General features: G+C 59.9%; 14 protein-coding genes and 2 pseudogenes. 6 read left to right on the forward strand and 10 right to left on the reverse strand.

Going from position 1 to position 16,726, the window contains the following annotated elements; all coding sequences use genetic code 11:
* Positions 1-18: 18 nt before the first annotated feature.
* Complete coding sequence (nhaA, locus tag APH36_RS20470; RefSeq protein WP_060500051.1) at positions 19-1,371, reverse strand: Na+/H+ antiporter NhaA; 1,353 nt, start codon at positions 1,369-1,371, stop codon at positions 19-21.
* Between the two features lie 520 nt (positions 1,372-1,891).
* On the opposite strand from nhaA, the gene APH36_RS31040 reads away from it, so the two are divergent.
* Positions 1,892-2,062, forward strand: a complete 171-nt coding sequence (locus APH36_RS31040; RefSeq protein WP_198035904.1) for a metal ABC transporter permease — start codon at positions 1,892-1,894, stop codon at positions 2,060-2,062.
* Positions 2,063-2,066: 4 nt separating this feature from the next.
* On the opposite strand, the gene APH36_RS31045 is transcribed toward APH36_RS31040, so the two are convergent.
* The 8 genes and pseudogenes from APH36_RS31045 to APH36_RS20495 form a co-directional block, all read right to left on the reverse strand.
* The gene (locus APH36_RS31045) at positions 2,067-2,207 is read right to left on the reverse strand and encodes a DUF2256 domain-containing protein (protein WP_082426427.1); all 141 of its coding nucleotides are present in this window, start codon (positions 2,205-2,207) and stop codon (positions 2,067-2,069) included.
* On the reverse strand, positions 2,204-3,730 hold the full coding sequence (locus APH36_RS20475; RefSeq protein WP_060500052.1) for a cryptochrome/photolyase family protein: 1,527 nt from the start codon (positions 3,728-3,730) through the stop codon (positions 2,204-2,206). Before APH36_RS20475 ends, APH36_RS31045 begins: the two co-directional genes overlap by 4 nt.
* A gap of 8 nt (positions 3,731-3,738) precedes the next feature.
* Complete coding sequence (locus tag APH36_RS20480) at positions 3,739-4,272, reverse strand: DUF3833 domain-containing protein (protein WP_060500053.1); 534 nt, start codon at positions 4,270-4,272, stop codon at positions 3,739-3,741.
* A 3-nt stretch (positions 4,273-4,275) separates the two neighbouring features.
* Positions 4,276-4,824 carry a chalcone isomerase family protein gene (locus APH36_RS20485; protein ID WP_060500054.1) on the reverse strand — a complete coding sequence of 183 codons (549 nt, stop codon included), beginning with the start codon at positions 4,822-4,824 and terminating at the stop codon, positions 4,276-4,278.
* A 161-nt stretch (positions 4,825-4,985) separates the two neighbouring features.
* Positions 4,986-5,147, reverse strand: a complete 162-nt coding sequence (locus APH36_RS31745) for a hypothetical protein (protein WP_156342171.1) — start codon at positions 5,145-5,147, stop codon at positions 4,986-4,988.
* Between the two features lie 188 nt (positions 5,148-5,335).
* The gene (locus tag APH36_RS20490; protein ID WP_060500055.1) at positions 5,336-5,827 is read right to left on the reverse strand and encodes a DUF1543 domain-containing protein; all 492 of its coding nucleotides are present in this window, start codon (positions 5,825-5,827) and stop codon (positions 5,336-5,338) included.
* A 64-nt stretch (positions 5,828-5,891) separates the two neighbouring features.
* Positions 5,892-6,116 (reverse strand): annotated as a pseudogene (locus APH36_RS33255) (histidine ammonia-lyase); the annotation flags it as partial.
* Between the two features lie 339 nt (positions 6,117-6,455).
* On the reverse strand, positions 6,456-7,556 hold the full coding sequence (locus APH36_RS20495; RefSeq protein WP_060500056.1) for an SDR family oxidoreductase: 1,101 nt from the start codon (positions 7,554-7,556) through the stop codon (positions 6,456-6,458).
* A 73-nt stretch (positions 7,557-7,629) separates the two neighbouring features.
* Here APH36_RS20495 and APH36_RS20500 point away from each other — a divergent pair.
* The 5 genes and pseudogenes from APH36_RS20500 to APH36_RS20520 form a co-directional block, all read left to right on the forward strand.
* A pseudogene (locus tag APH36_RS20500) lies at positions 7,630-7,806 on the forward strand (MerR family transcriptional regulator); the annotation flags it as partial.
* 104 nt (positions 7,807-7,910) lie between these two features.
* On the forward strand, positions 7,911-8,435 hold the full coding sequence (locus tag APH36_RS20505; RefSeq protein WP_060500057.1) for an RNA polymerase sigma factor: 525 nt from the start codon (positions 7,911-7,913) through the stop codon (positions 8,433-8,435).
* Positions 8,432-9,268: a FecR family protein gene (locus APH36_RS20510; RefSeq protein ID WP_060500058.1), complete on the forward strand. Its 837-nt coding sequence runs from the start codon at positions 8,432-8,434 to the stop codon at positions 9,266-9,268. The genes APH36_RS20505 and APH36_RS20510 overlap by 4 nt, the downstream gene beginning before the upstream one ends.
* 78 nt (positions 9,269-9,346) lie before the next feature.
* Positions 9,347-11,785, forward strand: coding sequence for a TonB-dependent receptor (locus APH36_RS20515; RefSeq protein ID WP_060500059.1), 2,439 nt, complete (start codon positions 9,347-9,349; stop codon positions 11,783-11,785).
* Positions 11,786-12,018: 233 nt separating this feature from the next.
* Positions 12,019-12,516 carry an MgtC/SapB family protein gene (locus tag APH36_RS20520; RefSeq protein WP_060500060.1) on the forward strand — a complete coding sequence of 166 codons (498 nt, stop codon included), beginning with the start codon at positions 12,019-12,021 and terminating at the stop codon, positions 12,514-12,516.
* A 57-nt stretch (positions 12,517-12,573) separates the two neighbouring features.
* On the opposite strand, the gene APH36_RS20525 is transcribed toward APH36_RS20520, so the two are convergent.
* The gene (locus APH36_RS20525; protein ID WP_060500061.1) at positions 12,574-16,683 is read right to left on the reverse strand and encodes a CheR family methyltransferase; all 4,110 of its coding nucleotides are present in this window, start codon (positions 16,681-16,683) and stop codon (positions 12,574-12,576) included.
* Positions 16,684-16,726: the final 43 nt, after the last annotated feature.

Genomic DNA, 16,726 nt, shown 5'->3' on the forward strand with positions numbered 1-16,726 from the left:
CAAGCGGTACTTTGCAGGCTAGCTGGCGTTCAGTGGGCTGGCGGCTTTTCTAACACTGACTGCGCCCCACAACAGCCCGACTGTTGCAGCAATGAGCGAGCCGGTAAGAATGCCGAGCTTGGCCGCACCCAGTGCGCCAGGGTCGACAAAGGCAAGGTTGGCAATAAAGATCGACATGGTGAAACCGATACCTGCCAGCAAGCCGATCAAGGTAATGCCACTCCAGGTGACACCCTTGGGCAGCTCACACCAACCCAGGCGCACCATTAGCCAGCTGATGCCGACGATGCCCAAGGGCTTGCCCAGGACAAGTGCCAGGGTGACAGCGAGCATGACGTGGTATGGCCCTTCGGAGGACAGGTCTACTCCAGACAGCCCGACCCCGGCATTGGCCAGCGCGAACAGGGGCATTATCACGAAGGCGACCCAGGGGTGCAGTGCACTCTGGACCCGCACCACAGGCGGTACCATTTCACGCTGGGCAAACCGCAGGCGTTTCAGTGGGTCAATCAGGTTGCTGCTGTCCTGCTCTGGCGCTTTTGCGGTGCCGAACAGGTCGTTGGAAAACCGTTTGACGGCATCCACAGGGCGCTCACCCATGGGCGCTGAGCGAACGGGTGTCATGAGCCCAAGCACCACACCCGCCAGTGTGGGGTGGGCGCCGGTCATCAGCACGCCGAGCCAGGTAATTGCGCCCGGAATCACGTAAGCGTAGGCCGAGCCAACGCCGATCTTCTGCAGCCCGACAACCAGCAGGATGCCGATGATGGCAACACCAAAGCCTGCGTAGTCCAGGCCGCCCGAATAGAAGATTGCAATGATCAGCACCGCGATGATGTCGTCGATGATCGCAAGTGCCAGCAGGAAGATACGCACGTTGGACGGGATCGATTTGCCAAGCAAGGCGAGCACGCCAACCGCGAAGGCGATGTCGGTCGCCGTGGGGACCGCCCAGCCGTTCTGTTCTTGGGGTGCATGAGCGAACGCCAGGTAGATCAGGGCAGGTACAACCACGCCGCCAACGGCTGCCGCCATGGGTAGGGTGGCTTGGCGCAGGCTTGCCAGTGCGCCTTCGTGGATTTCCCGGCGGATCTCCATGCCGACCACCAGGAAGAAAATGGTCATCAGGCCATCATTGATCCAGAAGTGCAGGGATTGCGAGAAGACCATCGAACCCACACCGAACGTGAGCGGTGTGTGCCAGAGCGCATCATAGCTATCAGCGAGTGAAGAGTTTGCCCAGGCGAGTGCAGCCAGGGCGGCGATGAGCAGAACGAAACCACTTACGGCCTCGACATGCAGGAAGCGCTCAAGCGTGGCGAACGCGCGACGGGCCAGTTGTTGGGCAAGGGGAATTCGAATTTTTTGCATAGGCACAAGTAACCCCGCAAGGCGGCCCGACCTGCGCTGTTCTTTAACCTGCGTTGCTGCGTTATGCAGCTAGCACCCGGTGCGAAGTCTACCATCCTGACGCGGCTTTGGGGGAATTGAGAAATGGCAGTAGACCTGTTTGCGATCGGCAGGGTAGCAATTCATACTCGTTGCACTAAAGCCAGCAGTACCCGTGCGTGTCGTGCGGGTTCAAACAGCGGCGCCCATACCGTCAACCTAGCCGTTTCCTCTGGCAAGACGTGGAAGTGTCGGATGTTCGAACAATACAAGCACCTTTCCGGACCCTGACGCCTTGCCGGTGCGCTGCTTGGCGCGCTGCTGTTCCGGCCATTTTCAGTGAGAGCCCCGTGTCCGACAAACCGGCGCGCACTATGGCGGTGTGCTGTATGTCGACTCGCTCAACGGGGAAGAGGGTCTGGTTCCGACTTACCTCGACCCGTGACGTGTTACCACCCAAACCATCGTCGAAGGGCTGATCGAGCCGTTCGCCCATGGCTATATGCGCAATGCGATGTGGGTGTCGATGCTGGTGGGCGGCGTGTGTGCGTTCCTGTCCTGTTTCCTGATGCTCAAGGGCTGGTCGTTGATCGGTGATGCGCTGTCGCATTCGATCGTGCCGGGAAAGCTGTCGTCAGCCGGGCCAGCCGCTCTGGTGGGGCAGAGCGGGTAGCGCGTTAATGTGACGTGTGGCGTGAGCGGCGGCAGCGTTCGGAACAGTAACGCACTTGTTCCCAGCAGCCGGCCCACCGGTTGCGCCAGGTGAAAGGCAAGCCACACTCGGCGCAGACTTTGCTGGGTAGAAACGGTTTTTTCATATCGACTCCCCGGCATCCAGGTGCGTCATTAGCTGCTGGCCACGTTGCCAGACAGCGTCGCGTCGGCTGGCTGACATGCTGTCCAGCCCCCGATAAACCAGCGTCAGGCGGGGGTTGCTAGACAGCAAAGGGCGATGGCGGATAAGGAAATGCCAGTAGAGCGCATTGAACGGGCAAGCGTCGTCCTCCACAACGCGATCGACCTTGTAACTGCACGCCTTGCAATGATCGGACATCCGCTGGATGTAGCGGCCGCTGGCGCAATACGGTTTCGAGCCCAGGTAACCCCCGTCTGCGTGCATCACCATGCCCAACGTATTGGGTAATTCGACCCAGTCGAAGGCATCCATGTACACGGCCAGGTACCATTCGCATATCGCCGGTGGGGCAATGCCGGCCAGTAACGCGAAATTGCCGGTGACCATCAAGCGCTGGATATGGTGCGCGTAGCCCAGCTTCAGTGTCTGCCCAATCACCTGGGCCATACAGCGCATGCGCGTCTGGCCTGTCCAGTAGAACTCGGGGAGCGTACGCACATTACCCAGGTAATTGAGTTGCGCGTATTCGGGCATGCGCAACCAGTAGATACCCCGCACATATTCCCGCCAGCCAATCAGCTGCCGTATAAAACCCTCTGCCGCATTGAGTGGCACACGCCGCTCACGCCAGGCTGCGTCGACATCCTCGCACAACTGACGCACATCCAGCAGGCCAACATTCAGTGCTGCACTGATGCGGGCATGGAACACATAGGGTTCACCTTCGGCCATCGCATCCTGGTAGTCGCCAAAGGCTGCCAAGCCGAATTCCAGAAAGTGTTCCCAGAGCTGCCGCGCCTCTTCGTGGGTTACGGGATAGTCGAAGGCATCGATTGCGCCGTAATGGTCGGTAAAACGCTCACGAACCAGTGCAATGACCGAAGTGGTGATGGCGTCGCGGGTAAACTGCGCGGGTATTGCCCCGCGCAAGCCGCGTGGCAATGACTTGCGGTTGGCTCCATCGAAGTTCCAGGCACCGCCGGCGGGGCTGCCGTCAGGCTCCAGCAGCAGGTTGCAGCGTTTGCGCATCCCCCTGTAGAAATGCTCCATGCGCAGCTGTTTGCGGCCCTCGGCCCATCGTGCGAACGCTTCGCGTGAGCACAGGAAGCGGGTGTCGCGGTGCCAGACAAGTGGCAACGCGGCATCGCGTAGAGCCTGCTCCAGGCGCCACTCTCCACATTCGGTTACATGCACCTCGTCTGCGCCCAGTAACACCAGCCAGCGCTTTAGCTCGCCGGCGATAGAGCCGCTGTTGCCTGGCGTGTCCAATGTTTGGTACTGCACACGCCAGCCCCGTTCGCGCAATGCATGAGCAAAATGGCGCATTGCACTGAAAATAAACACGATTTTTTGCGGGTGATGAGGGACATAGCGTGCTTCACCGTCCACTTCTGCCATCAACAACATATCGCGCTGAGGGTCCAGCGCACGCAGCACCGGCAAGTCGAAGGACAGCTGGTCGCCCAGCACCAAGCCCAGTCGCATCGTCGGCACTACTCTTTGCTGGCCGGAAGACGGCGGAAGAACAAGGTTATCTGCCCAATCTCCACACCGAGCTTGCTCATGCTGGAGCGGTTGATGAGGGTGTCTTCGTCCATCCGGTACATCCAGTCATCCAGGTCCACCTCCCAGTGGCGGCCATCAACGGGTAGATCCAGGCGGTAGCGCCAGCGCAACGCGTTACCTGCCACTTCTCCGCTGGCCTCACCGATCACGTCTCCCGCAGTGCCACGCCAGCGCCCGGGGCCGTTCGGGGTGAGTGCCCAGGTTCGCTGTTGGCGCGTGCCGTCGCTGTAGACAAAGTGCTCGTCAAGGATCAACTGTTCACCTTCGAGACGGCTGTCGATCCGTACATGAAAGCGTTTGACGACTTCCCCTGAACGTTTCTGGAACATGCCCCAGGCTTGCACGGGCCGCGAGAAAAACTCCACCAAATCCAACTGTGGCTGTTCCTGGGCGTAATGCTCAACGCCGACTTTGCAGCTACCCAGCAGCAGGCAGGCGATCAACAGCAATAGTTTGTGCATGTTTCAGTCTCCTTGATCCTGCTCGGTCAACCCAAGCAATCGCTGGCGCAGCTGTGGATCGCGGGCCCGCGGGTCGAGCCAGATGGCAAAGAAGGCACGGGCAAAGGCGGGGTCGTTCACTTCCTGGACAAGTTGGCCATCGACGTAGAAGCGGCAACCTTTTCCAGGCAGGTATAGGCCACTGATGCGCATGCCCGGGCGTACATCCACAAAGGCTTGACGCATAGCCTGGGACCAACGATTCAGGGTCTCTGCCGGCATTGGGCGATCAGCCAGGCGTTGCATTTCATCCATGCTGGCCTGTACCAATGTGTCTCTGGACAGCGACCGGTGATAAATCAACTCGAGGGCGAACGGCTCGTTCCAGTCCCACGCGGAACCACTGTGCCAAAGCCGGGCGGTATACAGACGCAGGCCAAACCAGCTGAACTCGCCGCTACCGGCCATGTGTGCCGATGACAGCGATTGCCGCCAGTCTGCGCTTGCGGGCAGCGCCATTGCGGTCAGAATGGCCAAGGTGTACAGGCTGAGCGCCGCGCTTCTGCTTGCCATGCGTGTGATACCGGAGAACAAAATACTGTACAAATATAAATTGATGTACAAGTTTTTGCACAGCTAAAGATGCGAATTCCAAGCGTGCGCTGAAACTGAACAAAAAAACCGGCATTATCAAAATATGCCGGTTTCATGGCTTTCAGGAGCTGCCCGCAAGGTCAGACGATGAAGTTCACCAATCGGTTAGGTACCACGATCATTCTTCCAGCGCCTTCCAGATACTTGCCAAGGCGCAGGGCAAGAAGGAACTGGTGGTGCTCGACGGCCTGGCGCACATGGACCTGTACGACGGCCCGGGCGTGCTTAGGGCCTTGCAGCATCTGACGCCGTTCTTCCAGGCAAACCTCTGAGCGTATAAAGCGCTGGTGTCGATCACCGGGGGCAACTTCGGCCGCCTGATCCGCGAAGGCTTCAGCAACTTCCAGCCGGTCAATGCCGAGTCACTGTTTACGTTTGGCAGGATTTTCGGGTCAAAGAACGGGCTGGTTTTGGCCTGGGCTCATAGGCTTCAGAGCAGGATGTAGTCGCTGAATTGGCGAATACCCGCATGCTCACCCTTGACCAGATGCACATAGCGTCCTGCCACCAGGTCGACCGGCAGGCAATCGTCGACATCCAGCACGGCGTCGGTATGCGGCTTGAGCCAATCTTCTGCCATACGTTGCTTGCCCAGGCGCTTGGCTTCGGCCTTGTCGACAGCCACCACCAGCAGGTACCGGTGCGCTTCGCCAAATACCTGCCGTTCATAACCGCCCAGGTTCAGGAAAAACAAGCGCATGGCGCCGGGGCCGGGGGCTACTTGGCTCAGTTCGACACGGTAGCCATCGACCCCGCCGACTTCCAGCCAGGAGTCGATGTGCAGGCCTTGTGCGCTGCCAAACCAGGCTTCGCGCAACTGGGGATGGAGCTGTTCCAGGGTGTCGGCCTGGGCGAAGACAACATCGTGGACTTCGATACGGGCTCGAGGGTGGCGACCGCCGAGCATGACGATGTAGAGCATGAGTAATCCTTTGGGGCAGCATCAAGCGCTGTAGTGTGAACACCCTGGCGCCGTTCAGCACGCGTCATAGCAGCCAAGGAAAGGCAGCGTCAAGCAGGCCGGGATTCTTCAGGATCGATGCACTGCTGGCGATGTCCGGAGCCAGCTAGCGGTCCTGGGCATAGGCAGGCACCCGTTCGCGCAGTAACCGCCAGACTACCTGGGTACCTGCGCCAACGCGCTGCTCCTTGAGAAACTCGAATGCCTGGGCCGCCAACAAGTATTCGATGGCAAGGATCTGCGTACAGCGCATGATCAGCGCTATCCGCTGACGCCTTCGGCCGAGGCGTTCAAGGCGCTGGCGGTGGCATGGTTCGCGGAACGACCTTCGTTTGCATCCGAGTGAACAGCGGGTGGGGCGAAAGGATTGTAGTCATCGAGAGGATTGCCATTGCCCAACATCTTCTCGAACACGGCTAGGGATCGGATTTACTTCCTGCGGACCGTAGCTCCGGGCGTGTGGAAGAAATTGCAAGGAGTAATCCTTACATGGTCAACTCCAGGGACACCCTCAGTTCGTGCTGGCACCGAGCATGGCAGGTGCCGATGCGCAGGGCTCAGCTGGGTGACTCAGGGCAGAACCCGTTTGTTATCTCCCGGCAGGGTTTGCAGAAGTGTGAACATGACGATTGGGCAAGTAACCCTGGACGTAACGCACGGTCTTTTCCAACGCTCGCGCCATGTCGGGATGTGCCAGCTGATACTTGAGTTCCAGTTGCTGGCTGTCACTCATGTCGAAGCGCTGCGTCTGGACGAAGTTCAGTGACTCGGCGCTGATCGATAATCGGGTGGCCAGTCCGGGAATCGCCAATAGCCACTTCAGCAATCCTATAGGTACATGGCGGCGGGGAGCCCTTATATTCAGCGTTTGTGCCAATTGTTCGAGCATACCCTGCAGGTTTGGCGTGTGCTCATACAGCGCCAGCACCTGCCGGTTGGCCATTGACGGGTCGAACGCCACGCAGGTCATCATCTTTACCAGGTAATCGACGCTGACCAATGGCAACCAGTGCCTGTCGGAACCCGGGACAGCCTTGAACCGGCCCAGTGCCAGATTTCGAATGAGATCTACCAGAGGTTGTCCTTCAGGGATGTGCCCACTCTCGCTGTGACCACACACCGTAGCAGGATGAACGATCGCGTAATCTGCGCCTACCGCCTGCATGTAACGGATGACGGCGAAATGGGACTCCAGCTTGCTCCCTTCGTAGCCACCTACACGGCCGTAGACTGCAGGCCAATTGGTGTTTTCAGGGTGCTCGTTATCAACTCCGATACTTGCAAGATGTGTAAGGTTCTGCAGCATATAACCGCCCACCATCAGCAAGCGCATACGCTGGCTCGCCGCGAGCCCGGCGACATTCAGCGCCCCTTGTACATTGACTGCGCGGGCCTGTTCCATTGTCAGGCCCCAGGTAAACTGCGCCGCGAGGTGGAAGACCACAGCGGCTGAAGCTACGCATTGCCTGTCTGCTTCGCTGAGTCCAAGCCCATCCCTGCTGATATCTCCTCCAACTGCATGGATATACGCAGGGTTACCTCCCAGTTGCCCGACTTGCGCTTTGAGGCGTCCGATATTTTCAGGGGTGCGCATGAGCACCCAAGTCTTATGCCCTGTGGCGGTAAGATGGGCCAGCAGATGTTGACCCACAAACCCACTGCCGCCTGTGACGAAGCACTCCACGCTCATACCTGAATCCTTGTTTGAATGATCGGCGCAGGCTAAGGTGTAGAGCGTACTCTACAGTCAAGGAGTTTTTACTGTGAATGTTGGAGAGTTGGAGCGCCGGAGTGAAGTCGGCCGCCATACATAGCGCTATTACGAGCAACTCGGGCTTATCGTGGCCCATCGCCAAGCCAACAACTACCGCAGCTACAGCGACCAGACCGTTGGTGATCTGGCCTTTGCCGTTGCCAACGGGCTGACCATTGCTCACCTTCCTGCGATTTAGCATACCGCAACGCGGCAGCTGGTTTATTCGCAATTATTTCTCATTTACACTTGTGTCTTGTTTCGGAGCCTACCTCTTATCCAGGATGCATCGTGTCGTTCGATCCCGCCAAACCGACGCTGCTGTCTACATTGGTACGTCACTATGACGATCTGGTGGACCACATTCGCCGACGCTTCGGCGACAGAAGCATGGCGCGTGATGTGGTGCATGACGTGTGCGTGCAGTTGCTTGAGCGCGGTGAGAAAGAAGACGTTCGAACCCCATTGGCCTTGCTACGAAAAATCTCCCACGATACCGCTATTAGTCGCTATCGTAGCGATCGCCGCCGGGGCGCCTGGGTAGAGGCGGTCTCCGAGCTGCCTGAGGTGGCCTGCCCGGCGGCCACCCCGATGACCCGGTATGACAGCGAGCGCGAGTTTCAACTGCTCGTCGACGCGATCACAGACCTCCCACCTCGCTGCCAAGCTGTTCTCGTCATGCACAAGATTCACCAAATCCCCCAGGCAGAAGTAGCCACTCGCCTCGGTATTTCCATCAAGACCGTGGAAAAGCACCTGCGCCTGGGGCTGGCGGCGTGCCGGCAACGGCTTGGGCGTGATGAGGTGCGCCCATGACGAAGCAACCCGAACAGGTGCCACTGGACGAGGCTCTTGGGCGACATCGTGAAGAGCTCAAGCAGCTGTTCCCCATGCCGCCGTCCAGGCCTGCGCCCTCGAAGGCAGCAAAGTCGGCAGGTATCACGCTGGCGGTTGCGATCGCCTTTGCAGGCCTGGCCTGGCTGAACCCTGCCTACAAGAGCGAGCGTTTCGCTACCGCCATTGGTGAGCGGCGTGCTGTGCTGCTGAACGACGGAAGCAAGCTGCTGCTGGACAGTGGCACGCATGTCGATATCAGCTGGCGTCTGCTCAGCCGCGAAGTCGACCTGCGCGCAGGGCAGGCGCTTTTCGATGTCTCCTCGGCCGTGTATCGCCCCTTCGTAGTGTCCGCTGGCCCGGCGAAGGTCGAGGTGCTCGGTACGCTGTTCAATGTCCGCCGGCTGGATAACGATGCGGTGCGTGTGACCCTGGCCCGTGGACGCGTGGACGTCACCGCTGCAGCTTCAGAACACGCGCCTGTCACCCTCAGGCCAGGGCAACAGGTCGACTCCATCGGCGGGCAACTGATGCCGGTTTCGAAGGTCGACGCCTTGAAGGCGATGGCCTGGAAAGATGATCGCATCGTGTTCGAGCAGACGCCGCTGGATGAAGCGGTGTCGTTGCTGCGTCACTATCGCAAGGCATCCATTGAGCTGAGCGACCCAAGCTTGGCTGCACTCAAGGTGACAGGGGTCTTCGAAGCGCACAATGTCGACCGACTGCTGGATCTGCTACCGAGCATCCTGCCCGTCGCCGTGTTGAAAACAGAGGATGGCAGCGTGCGGATTCAACGTAAATCGGCAAGAAAATAAAGCTCAAGCGCAGGTAGGGTTTCTCGATTCCCATGGCGGCTATTGAAAAAAGCCCAACCAGAAAAAGGAACTCGAGACGTGCATTTTCCCCTCCGCAGTCGCCAACTACGCCTGTCATTGCTCGCCAGTAGCCTGCTCATCGCAATGTCGGCCCAGGGCCGGGAAAAGGTGAACGTGGATCTCCCCGCCGCGCCGCTGGGGGAGGCCATCAACGCCCTTGCACAGCAGTCTTCGGTACAGGTCATCTTTGCCAGCGATCTCGGTGCAGGCCGAAACGCGCCTGCGGTGAAAGGACGGTTCACACCTGAGCAAGCACTTAAAACGCTGCTCAAGGACAGTGGCTTGCAGTTGCAGGCCAAGGATGAGCGTACGTTCGTCATCGTCGCGCAGGGTGCCCCCGCATCCAGCCCCGTGACCCAGAGCGTGCCCGTGGAAATGGCGCAGATGGAAATCACCGCCTCGCGCACCAGCAGCAGCCTGGTTTCCGCAACGCGGCAATCCACCGTTCTTGAGCATGAACAACTGCAGGAGCTGCGCCAGGGTTCAGACAGCCTGGCCACGGTACTGGCCAAGGCGATTCCGGGCATGTCCGACTCCAGCCGCACCATCACCGAGTATGGCCAGACCCTGCGCGGGCGCAGCATGCTGGTCATGGTCGACGGGGTGCCGCTCAATACCAACCGCGACTCGTCGCGCAACCTGGCCAATATCGACCCGGCGCTGATCGACCGGGTCGAAGTTATCCGTGGTAGCAGCGCCATCTACGGCAGCGGCGCCACGGGAGGCATCATCTCCATCACTACACGACCTGCAGGTGGTGAAAACCGTGCCGAAACCAGCCTGAGCGCCACCTCGCCACTTACCCGCCTGGGCAGCGATGGCCTGGGGGGCCAGTTCCAGCAGTATTTCGCAGGCTCTCAGGGAGCGGTGGACTACGCGTTCGACTTCGGCACCCGCCACATCGGTGCCTCGTACGATGCGCATGGTGACCGGATCGCCCCGGAGCCCAGTCAAGGTGACCTGTTCGATTCGAACATCTACAACATCGGCGGCAAGCTGGGGCTGCACATCGACGAGAACCAGCGAATCCAGCTTGCAGTCAGCCACTACGATGCACGCCAGGACACCGACTACGCTACAGACCCAAGCGTCGCGAAACTCCCCGCAGGCTCTGTGCCGGCCAATGCGATCAAGGGCCTGGATCTTGACGAACAGAACCGCATTCGCAACACGCTGGTGAACCTGGAGTACGAGAATCTCGACATTCTCAGCAGCCGGCTCTCTGCCCAGATGTACTACCGGGACTACTTCACCCGTTTCACGCCGTTCGATGCCCGGGCCGTTGCTACCCGCGGCAGCAACGTGGACCAGATCATGCAGAACAGCGAAGTGTTCGGCAGCCGCCTGACCCTGCGCACGCCACTTGGCGACAGCGGCAGTACCGAGCTGGTGTGGGGGGGCGACTATAACCAGGAGCGCAGCGACATGCCGCTCGATGTCTTCGACCCTGCGGTTTATGACGCCAGTGGCGGCCTGGTCTTCGACAAGACGGGCAAGCTCACCTACATGCCCCCGCTGAGGACGCGAAGCGCCGGTGCGTTCGCCCAGCTACAGCATCGCTTTGATGAGCATTGGTCTGTCGACGGCGGCCTGCGCTACGAATACTCCACTGCCGAATTCGATGACTTCGTTCCGTTGTCCGAATCCACCGCTGCCTCGCCGGTGGCGGTGAAGGGGGGCGAAGTTCATTACGATGCGGTGCTGTCGAACCTGGGCGTCGTCTACTCACCGGTACTCGGCCAGGAGATCTACGCCTCCTTCAGCCAGGGCTTCCAATTGCCCGACGTGGGCATTCAATTGCGCAATGCGCGCCGTGGTTTCGACATCGGCGTATCGAACCTGGAACCGGTCAAAACCAACAACTATGAGCTTGGCTGGCGAGGAGAGCTGGGCAGCAACACCCTCGGTACCTTGGCGCTGTTCTACACCACCTCCAAACTGGGGGATGTGCAGAGTTTCAACAATGGCCTGATTCTGACCCGCACCAAGGAGCGCATCTACGGAGCCGAAGCCAGTGCAGATTGGCTGTCCGACGATGCGGTGTGGGGCGCAGGGGGGAGTGCGACCTGGATGCGCGGACGAGAAAAACCGGACGGCAAAGGCTGGCAAGACATGACCGGCTATCGCGTTCCGCCCCTGAAGCTGACCGCCTACGTCCAGTACAAGCCGACACTGGAGTGGAGCAACCGCTTGCAAGCTACGTTCTTCGACGGCAAGGACTATAGGCTCGATGGCGTGGACAGCTTCGGTCGGCATCAAGTGAGTAGCTATACGACAGTGGACCTGGTGAGCCAGTACCAGATATCCGCTGACGACAAGGTAAGCGTCGGCATCCAGAACCTGTTCAATCGCGACTACTACCCGCTCTACAGTCAATTGCTGCGCAATAACAACAACACCAGCCACTTGCCAGCACCCGGCACTGTGTTGACTGCCAGTTATACGCACGATTGGTAAGGAGATGAACATCACCGGGCCGGTTTTGACATCAAGTCAAGCCACCTGAGGCGCCTATGTATCTGAAGGCTTTAAGACGCTTTGTGGAACTTGATGCAGCAACCTTGCAGTGCTCGCAGTCATACGCTTTAACCGTCCTCGGAAGCCGCTGCCATGCCGATCAAGATCGGACCAACGAGAGCCTGTGAAGAGCGCCGCATCAGCAGAGAACCTCATCCGGCCGGTATCTGTCAATGGACATGATCTGGCAAACAATCCAGGCCGAATTCGCCGATATTGGCGATGAGCGCGAGATCGTGCGAATTCTGGTACGGCTGGTGATGGCTGCCGTATTGGGCGCTGTTCTAGGCTTCGAGCGAGAGCACAAGGGCAAGTCCGCCGGGGTGCGCACGCACATGCTGGTTTCGCTGGGTGCGGCGCTGTTCGTGCTGGCACCCAGCATGGCAGGTGCCGATGCGCAGGCACTCAGCCGGGTGATTCAGGGCATCGTTGCCGGTATCGGCTTTCTGGGTGCGGGCACCATTCTCAAGGGCAATGGCCAGGACACCAGTCATGTCAAAGGCCTGACCACAGCTGCCGGGTTATGGATGACGGCTGCCATCGGTACGGCAGCGGGGATGGGACGCGAAGCCACGGCGCTGGTCAGCACGGTGCTGGCGCTGTTGGTGCTGGGCACGATGCCTTTGCTGATGGACAAGGTTGAAGGGCAGGACGAAGAAAAACAGAAGTAGGAGGGCAGGAAGCACTGAGGGGCGTGAGTCGCCCCCGCAAAGCCCATCTGCCGTTAATCAGACCGATGCTGAGCCATTCAGGCGCTCGATCGCGTCGATCAGGTCGTCGTAACCCACCGGCTTGTTCAAGTGGCGGTCAAACCCGGACTGCCGGGACTTGTATTGGTCAGCGCTTGCCCCGAAGCCAGTCAACGCGATGGCCGGGATGTAGCGCAGATGTTCCAGACCGCGCAGCGCCCGAATCAGTGCATGACCGTCCATGCCAGGCATGCCGATGTCGGAAATAATCACGTCGTAACGCGCATCTGCCGCCGATTGCAGCGCCAGTATCGGGTCGCTGTAGGCGTCAACGTCGGCGTCCTCCATCAACAGCAATTGTTCCATCACTTCCAGCACATCGAGCGAGTCATCCACCAGCAGGATGCGAATCCCTTTCAGGCGACCTTCTGATGGCAGCGCTTCGCCCTGAGCCTGGGGTTGCTGGGTATACACGCACAAAGGCAGGGTGATGATGAACGTACAACCCTGGCCTATTCCGGGAGACTCTACGCTGACCGCTCCGCCATGGGCTTCTACCAATTGACGAACCAGGGAAAGGCCAATACCTAGCCCCTCTCGCCCATGGCCGGTGGGTGCAGCCTGGTTGAACAGCTCAAAAATATCTTCCAGGGAGTTTTTGGCGAGGCCTATACCCTGATCAATGACTTCAAGTCGCGCCTGCTCATCCTGCCGAGCAAGTCTCAACAGAATTTCGCCATCGGCAGGGCTGAACTTCAATGCGTTGTTCAGTAGGTTCCAGATGATCTGCTCGACACGTGTGCTGTCGGCCTCCACATAGACCGGTTCCCCATCAGCCGGCAGCGTCAGCCGAACACTTCGGCCGCGCTGCTCATTGCAGGCTACGGAGCAGATACCCTGCAGCACGGCGCACAAATCGACCGGCTGGGTCTTCAGTTTGAGTTTGCCCGTGCGGATGCGCGCTACATCGAGCAAATCATCGATGATCCGCGCCTGGCTGGTGACCGCATCGCGAATAACGTTGACCGCTTTGTTCGCCATGCCGGTACTTGTGACCGATGGTATACGTCGCAAGATATCGGCATTGAGCTGAATCAGGTTCAACGGGTGCTTGAGCTCATGGGACATCACCGCGAAGAACTCGTCCTTCATGTGGCTGGAGCTTTGTGACTCGGCCAGGCGCTTGCTTTGTTCGTCTTGCAGGCGCTTGTGGCCGGTGAGGTCACGGGCGATCTTCACGTAACCGCGCAGGCTGCTGCCCTTGAGGCGTGAAACTTCACCGCTGCAATAGAAGCGGCTGCCGTCCTTGCGCACATGCCAGCGTTCGTCCTGGCCGCGGCCATGCAGGCGGGCAGCGCGCAATTCGCGTTCCGGCTCGCCGTTTTCGCGGTCCTGCTCGGTGAAAATCAGCGCATAGTGAAGGCCCAGCACTTCATCCTTGGCGTAGCCGAAGATCAGCGCAGCGCCCGTATTCCAGTCGATGATCAGGCCTTGTTCGTCAAGCAGGATGATGGCGAAGTCATGGGTGCTCTCTGCGACCAGGCGCATGCGCTCCTCACCTTGACGCAAGCGTTCTTCGGCAGCGCGACTCTTGGTGATGTCGATAAACGTCAGCACGGTGCCATCGACATTCTGCTCGCTGGCCCGGTACGGTAGCAGGCGCGCCAGGTACCAATGCTGGTCCTGGCCGATCACTTCACGCTCGATCGTGGATTCGCGCTCGATCACCGCACGCGCATCGTCAGCCAGGCCTGGATATTCCAGGCGATGGGTGATGTCGAGCAGCGAGCGGCCGGTGTCGACCGGCAATATGCTGAAAATGGCGGTGGCCCCAGGGGTGAACCAGCGAATGTGCAGGTTGCGGTCGACAAACACGGTGGCGATCTGGGTCGAGGCGATCAGGTTGCTCAGGTAGTCGTTGATCTTGTCGGTTTCATCGACCTTGGTCTTGAGCTCGTAGTTGACCGTCAGCAGTTCTTCGTTGATGGATTGCAGCTCTTCCTTGCTGGTTTCCAGCTCTTCGCTGGCCAGGCGCAACTCTTCGTTGATCGCCTGCATTTCTTCGTTGGAGGCCATCAGCTCCTGGCTGGAGATGTCCGATTGCGCGATGGTTTCCTGCAACTGCTGACGGGTACGCTGCAGTTCGCGCTCCAGGGTGCTCAACACCATGCCTTCGGTTTGCTGAATAGCAGGCGGGTTGTGGGGATCAGCTTCGCGAACCTGAAAAACCACCAGCAGGCATTCGCTGCCACTGGGTTCGTCCTGGTGGGGCTGTACCTGTACCTGGACTTCGACGCGCTGATCGTCGACGGTGGTGATCACTGCGCCCGAGCTGACCGGCTGGCCGGTGTTCTGAGCCTGCAACAGGGTACTGCGCAGGGCCGGGCGCAGCGGCGTGAGTACCAGGTTCAGCAGGCTGGGGCTGACTTCGCCACCGGCGTGGCGCAGGAAGCGGCCGACGCCATCACTCATGTGCAAGATGTTGCCATCGCCATCGACGATCAGGCTGGGCGGTGAGCGCCTGGACAACGCCCGGTGATGGATTTCAGCATAGGACAGCTTGCGCAGGAGCTTGGGTTTGGCGCGTACGGCTTGCGTGTCGGGCGTCTGAAGCCGCCCCGGACGGCGCGCCGGTTCTACTTCCCTGGCGCGGAAGATGCGATGGCGTTTGTCCACGGGAATGAACAGGTCGGCCGCCACGTCCGCAGATTCCGAACTGCCCAGGAACAGGTAACCTCCTTTGCGCAGGGCGAAGTGGAACAGCCGCAGGATTTCCCGTTGCACTTCTCGGTCCAGGTAGATGAGCAAGTTACGGCATACCACCAGGTCCAACTGAGAGAACGGTGGATCGGACAACAGGTTGTGCCGGGCGAACAGCACTTTTTCGCGAATGTCCTTGCGCACGCGGTATTTCTGATCTTCCTTAATGAAGAACTGGCGCAGCCTGGCCGTGGGAACATCGGTGGCGATGGCTTCGGGATAGACGCCCAGCCGACCGACATTGATCGCGCGCTCGTCGAGGTCGGTGGCGAACACCTGCACTTTGGCACTGCGCTGCTCCATCGCCAATTGCTCGGTTGCCATAATCGCCAGGCTATAGGCTTCCTCGCCGGATGAACACCCCGCCGACCAGATACGTATTTCGCGCTGCGGATCCTCGCTGTCGTCGTTGGCCAGCCCCGGCATCGCCTGTTGTTGCAACGCTTCGAAGGCGTCCCGGTCGCGAAAGAAGTTGGTGACCCCGATCAGCATGTCCGCCAACAGGGCGCGAGACTCTTCAGGATGCCGCTCGAGGTAGTCGCGGTAACTGGCAAGGTCGGTCTGCGCGGTGACGTGCAGGCGACGTTCAAGCCGGCGCAGGACGGTCGCGCGCTTGTAGTGCTGGAAGTCGTGGCCGGTGCTGGCATGCAGCCGGGCGAGGATGTCGTCGAGTAGCGGGTCGCATTGGGCTGGGTCGCCTGAGCGTTCGCCTAGCGGCGGCGGGAGGCTGTCATCCTCGATTTCCGGCAGTTTGACCTTCTGAGCCGAGCGCCACAGTTCCACCAGCTTGCCCGGAATCTCGGTCACCGGAAGGATCAGGTCGACCATGCCGGTGGCGATGGCGGCCTTGGGCATGTCAGGGTACTGGGCGTCATCGGGCGACTGCACAAGGGTCACGCCACCTTGTTCCTTGATGCGCGACAGGCCCACTGCGCCATCGCTGCCGCTGCCCGAAAGGATCACGCAGAACGCATGGTCCTTGTGCACATCAGCAAGGTCGCGGAAGAACAGGTCGATGGCGACGTGGTCACCGCGGCTGCGCCTGGCCGGGCTGACCCGCAGGTAGCCGTCATTGGTGGACAGGCGGTTGGCCGGCGAAATGACATAGACGTGGTCACGCTCGATCGGTACCGGCTCGCTTACCTGGCACACCGGCATGCGCGTGACGCGCTGGATCAAGCGGTCGGCCTGGCTCTGGTGGTCCGGCGACAAGTGCAACACCACAACGAATGCCATGCCGCAGTTCTCGGGGGCGTGCTTGAAAAACGCCTGGACCGCCTCCAGGCCGCCGGCCGATGCACCGATACCCACCACTGGAAAGTCCAGATGGCTGGGGCTTAGCGCAGGGTTTTGCGGCGAGGCGAGCGTGGGCTTGCTGGACGATTTCATGGGCACGAGCCTTGTGCGGACCGGGAGTGAGCAGTGGCGGCGA

The sequence above is a fragment of the Pseudomonas sp. NBRC 111133 genome, from assembly GCF_001320605.1.
Lineage (GTDB): Bacteria > Pseudomonadota > Gammaproteobacteria > Pseudomonadales > Pseudomonadaceae > Aquipseudomonas > Aquipseudomonas monteilii.

What these genes read in the sequence shown, in the direction of transcription:
- APH36_RS31040 (WP_198035904.1), top strand. Translation starts at nt 1,892, where the DNA reads ATGCGCAATGCGATGTGGGTGTCGATGCTGGTGGGCGGCGTGTGTGCG.
- APH36_RS20520 (WP_060500060.1), top strand. Translation starts at nt 12,019, where the DNA reads ATGGACATGATCTGGCAAACAATCCAGGCCGAATTCGCCGATATTGGC.
- APH36_RS20475 (WP_060500052.1), bottom strand. Translation starts at nt 3,730, where the DNA reads ATGCGACTGGGCTTGGTGCTGGGCGACCAGCTGTCCTTCGACTTGCCG.
- APH36_RS31045 (WP_082426427.1), bottom strand. Translation starts at nt 2,207, where the DNA reads ATGAAAAAACCGTTTCTACCCAGCAAAGTCTGCGCCGAGTGTGGCTTG.
- APH36_RS20480 (WP_060500053.1), bottom strand. Translation starts at nt 4,272, where the DNA reads ATGCACAAACTATTGCTGTTGATCGCCTGCCTGCTGCTGGGTAGCTGC.
- APH36_RS20495 (WP_060500056.1), bottom strand. Translation starts at nt 7,556, where the DNA reads ATGAGCGTGGAGTGCTTCGTCACAGGCGGCAGTGGGTTTGTGGGTCAA.
- APH36_RS20510 (WP_060500058.1), top strand. Translation starts at nt 8,432, where the DNA reads ATGACGAAGCAACCCGAACAGGTGCCACTGGACGAGGCTCTTGGGCGA.
- APH36_RS31745 (WP_156342171.1), bottom strand. Translation starts at nt 5,147, where the DNA reads ATGCTGCAAGGCCCTAAGCACGCCCGGGCCGTCGTACAGGTCCATGTG.
- nhaA (WP_060500051.1), bottom strand. Translation starts at nt 1,371, where the DNA reads ATGCAAAAAATTCGAATTCCCCTTGCCCAACAACTGGCCCGTCGCGCG.
- APH36_RS20485 (WP_060500054.1), bottom strand. Translation starts at nt 4,824, where the DNA reads ATGGCAAGCAGAAGCGCGGCGCTCAGCCTGTACACCTTGGCCATTCTG.
- APH36_RS20525 (WP_060500061.1), bottom strand. Translation starts at nt 16,683, where the DNA reads ATGAAATCGTCCAGCAAGCCCACGCTCGCCTCGCCGCAAAACCCTGCG.
- APH36_RS20490 (WP_060500055.1), bottom strand. Translation starts at nt 5,827, where the DNA reads ATGCTCTACATCGTCATGCTCGGCGGTCGCCACCCTCGAGCCCGTATC.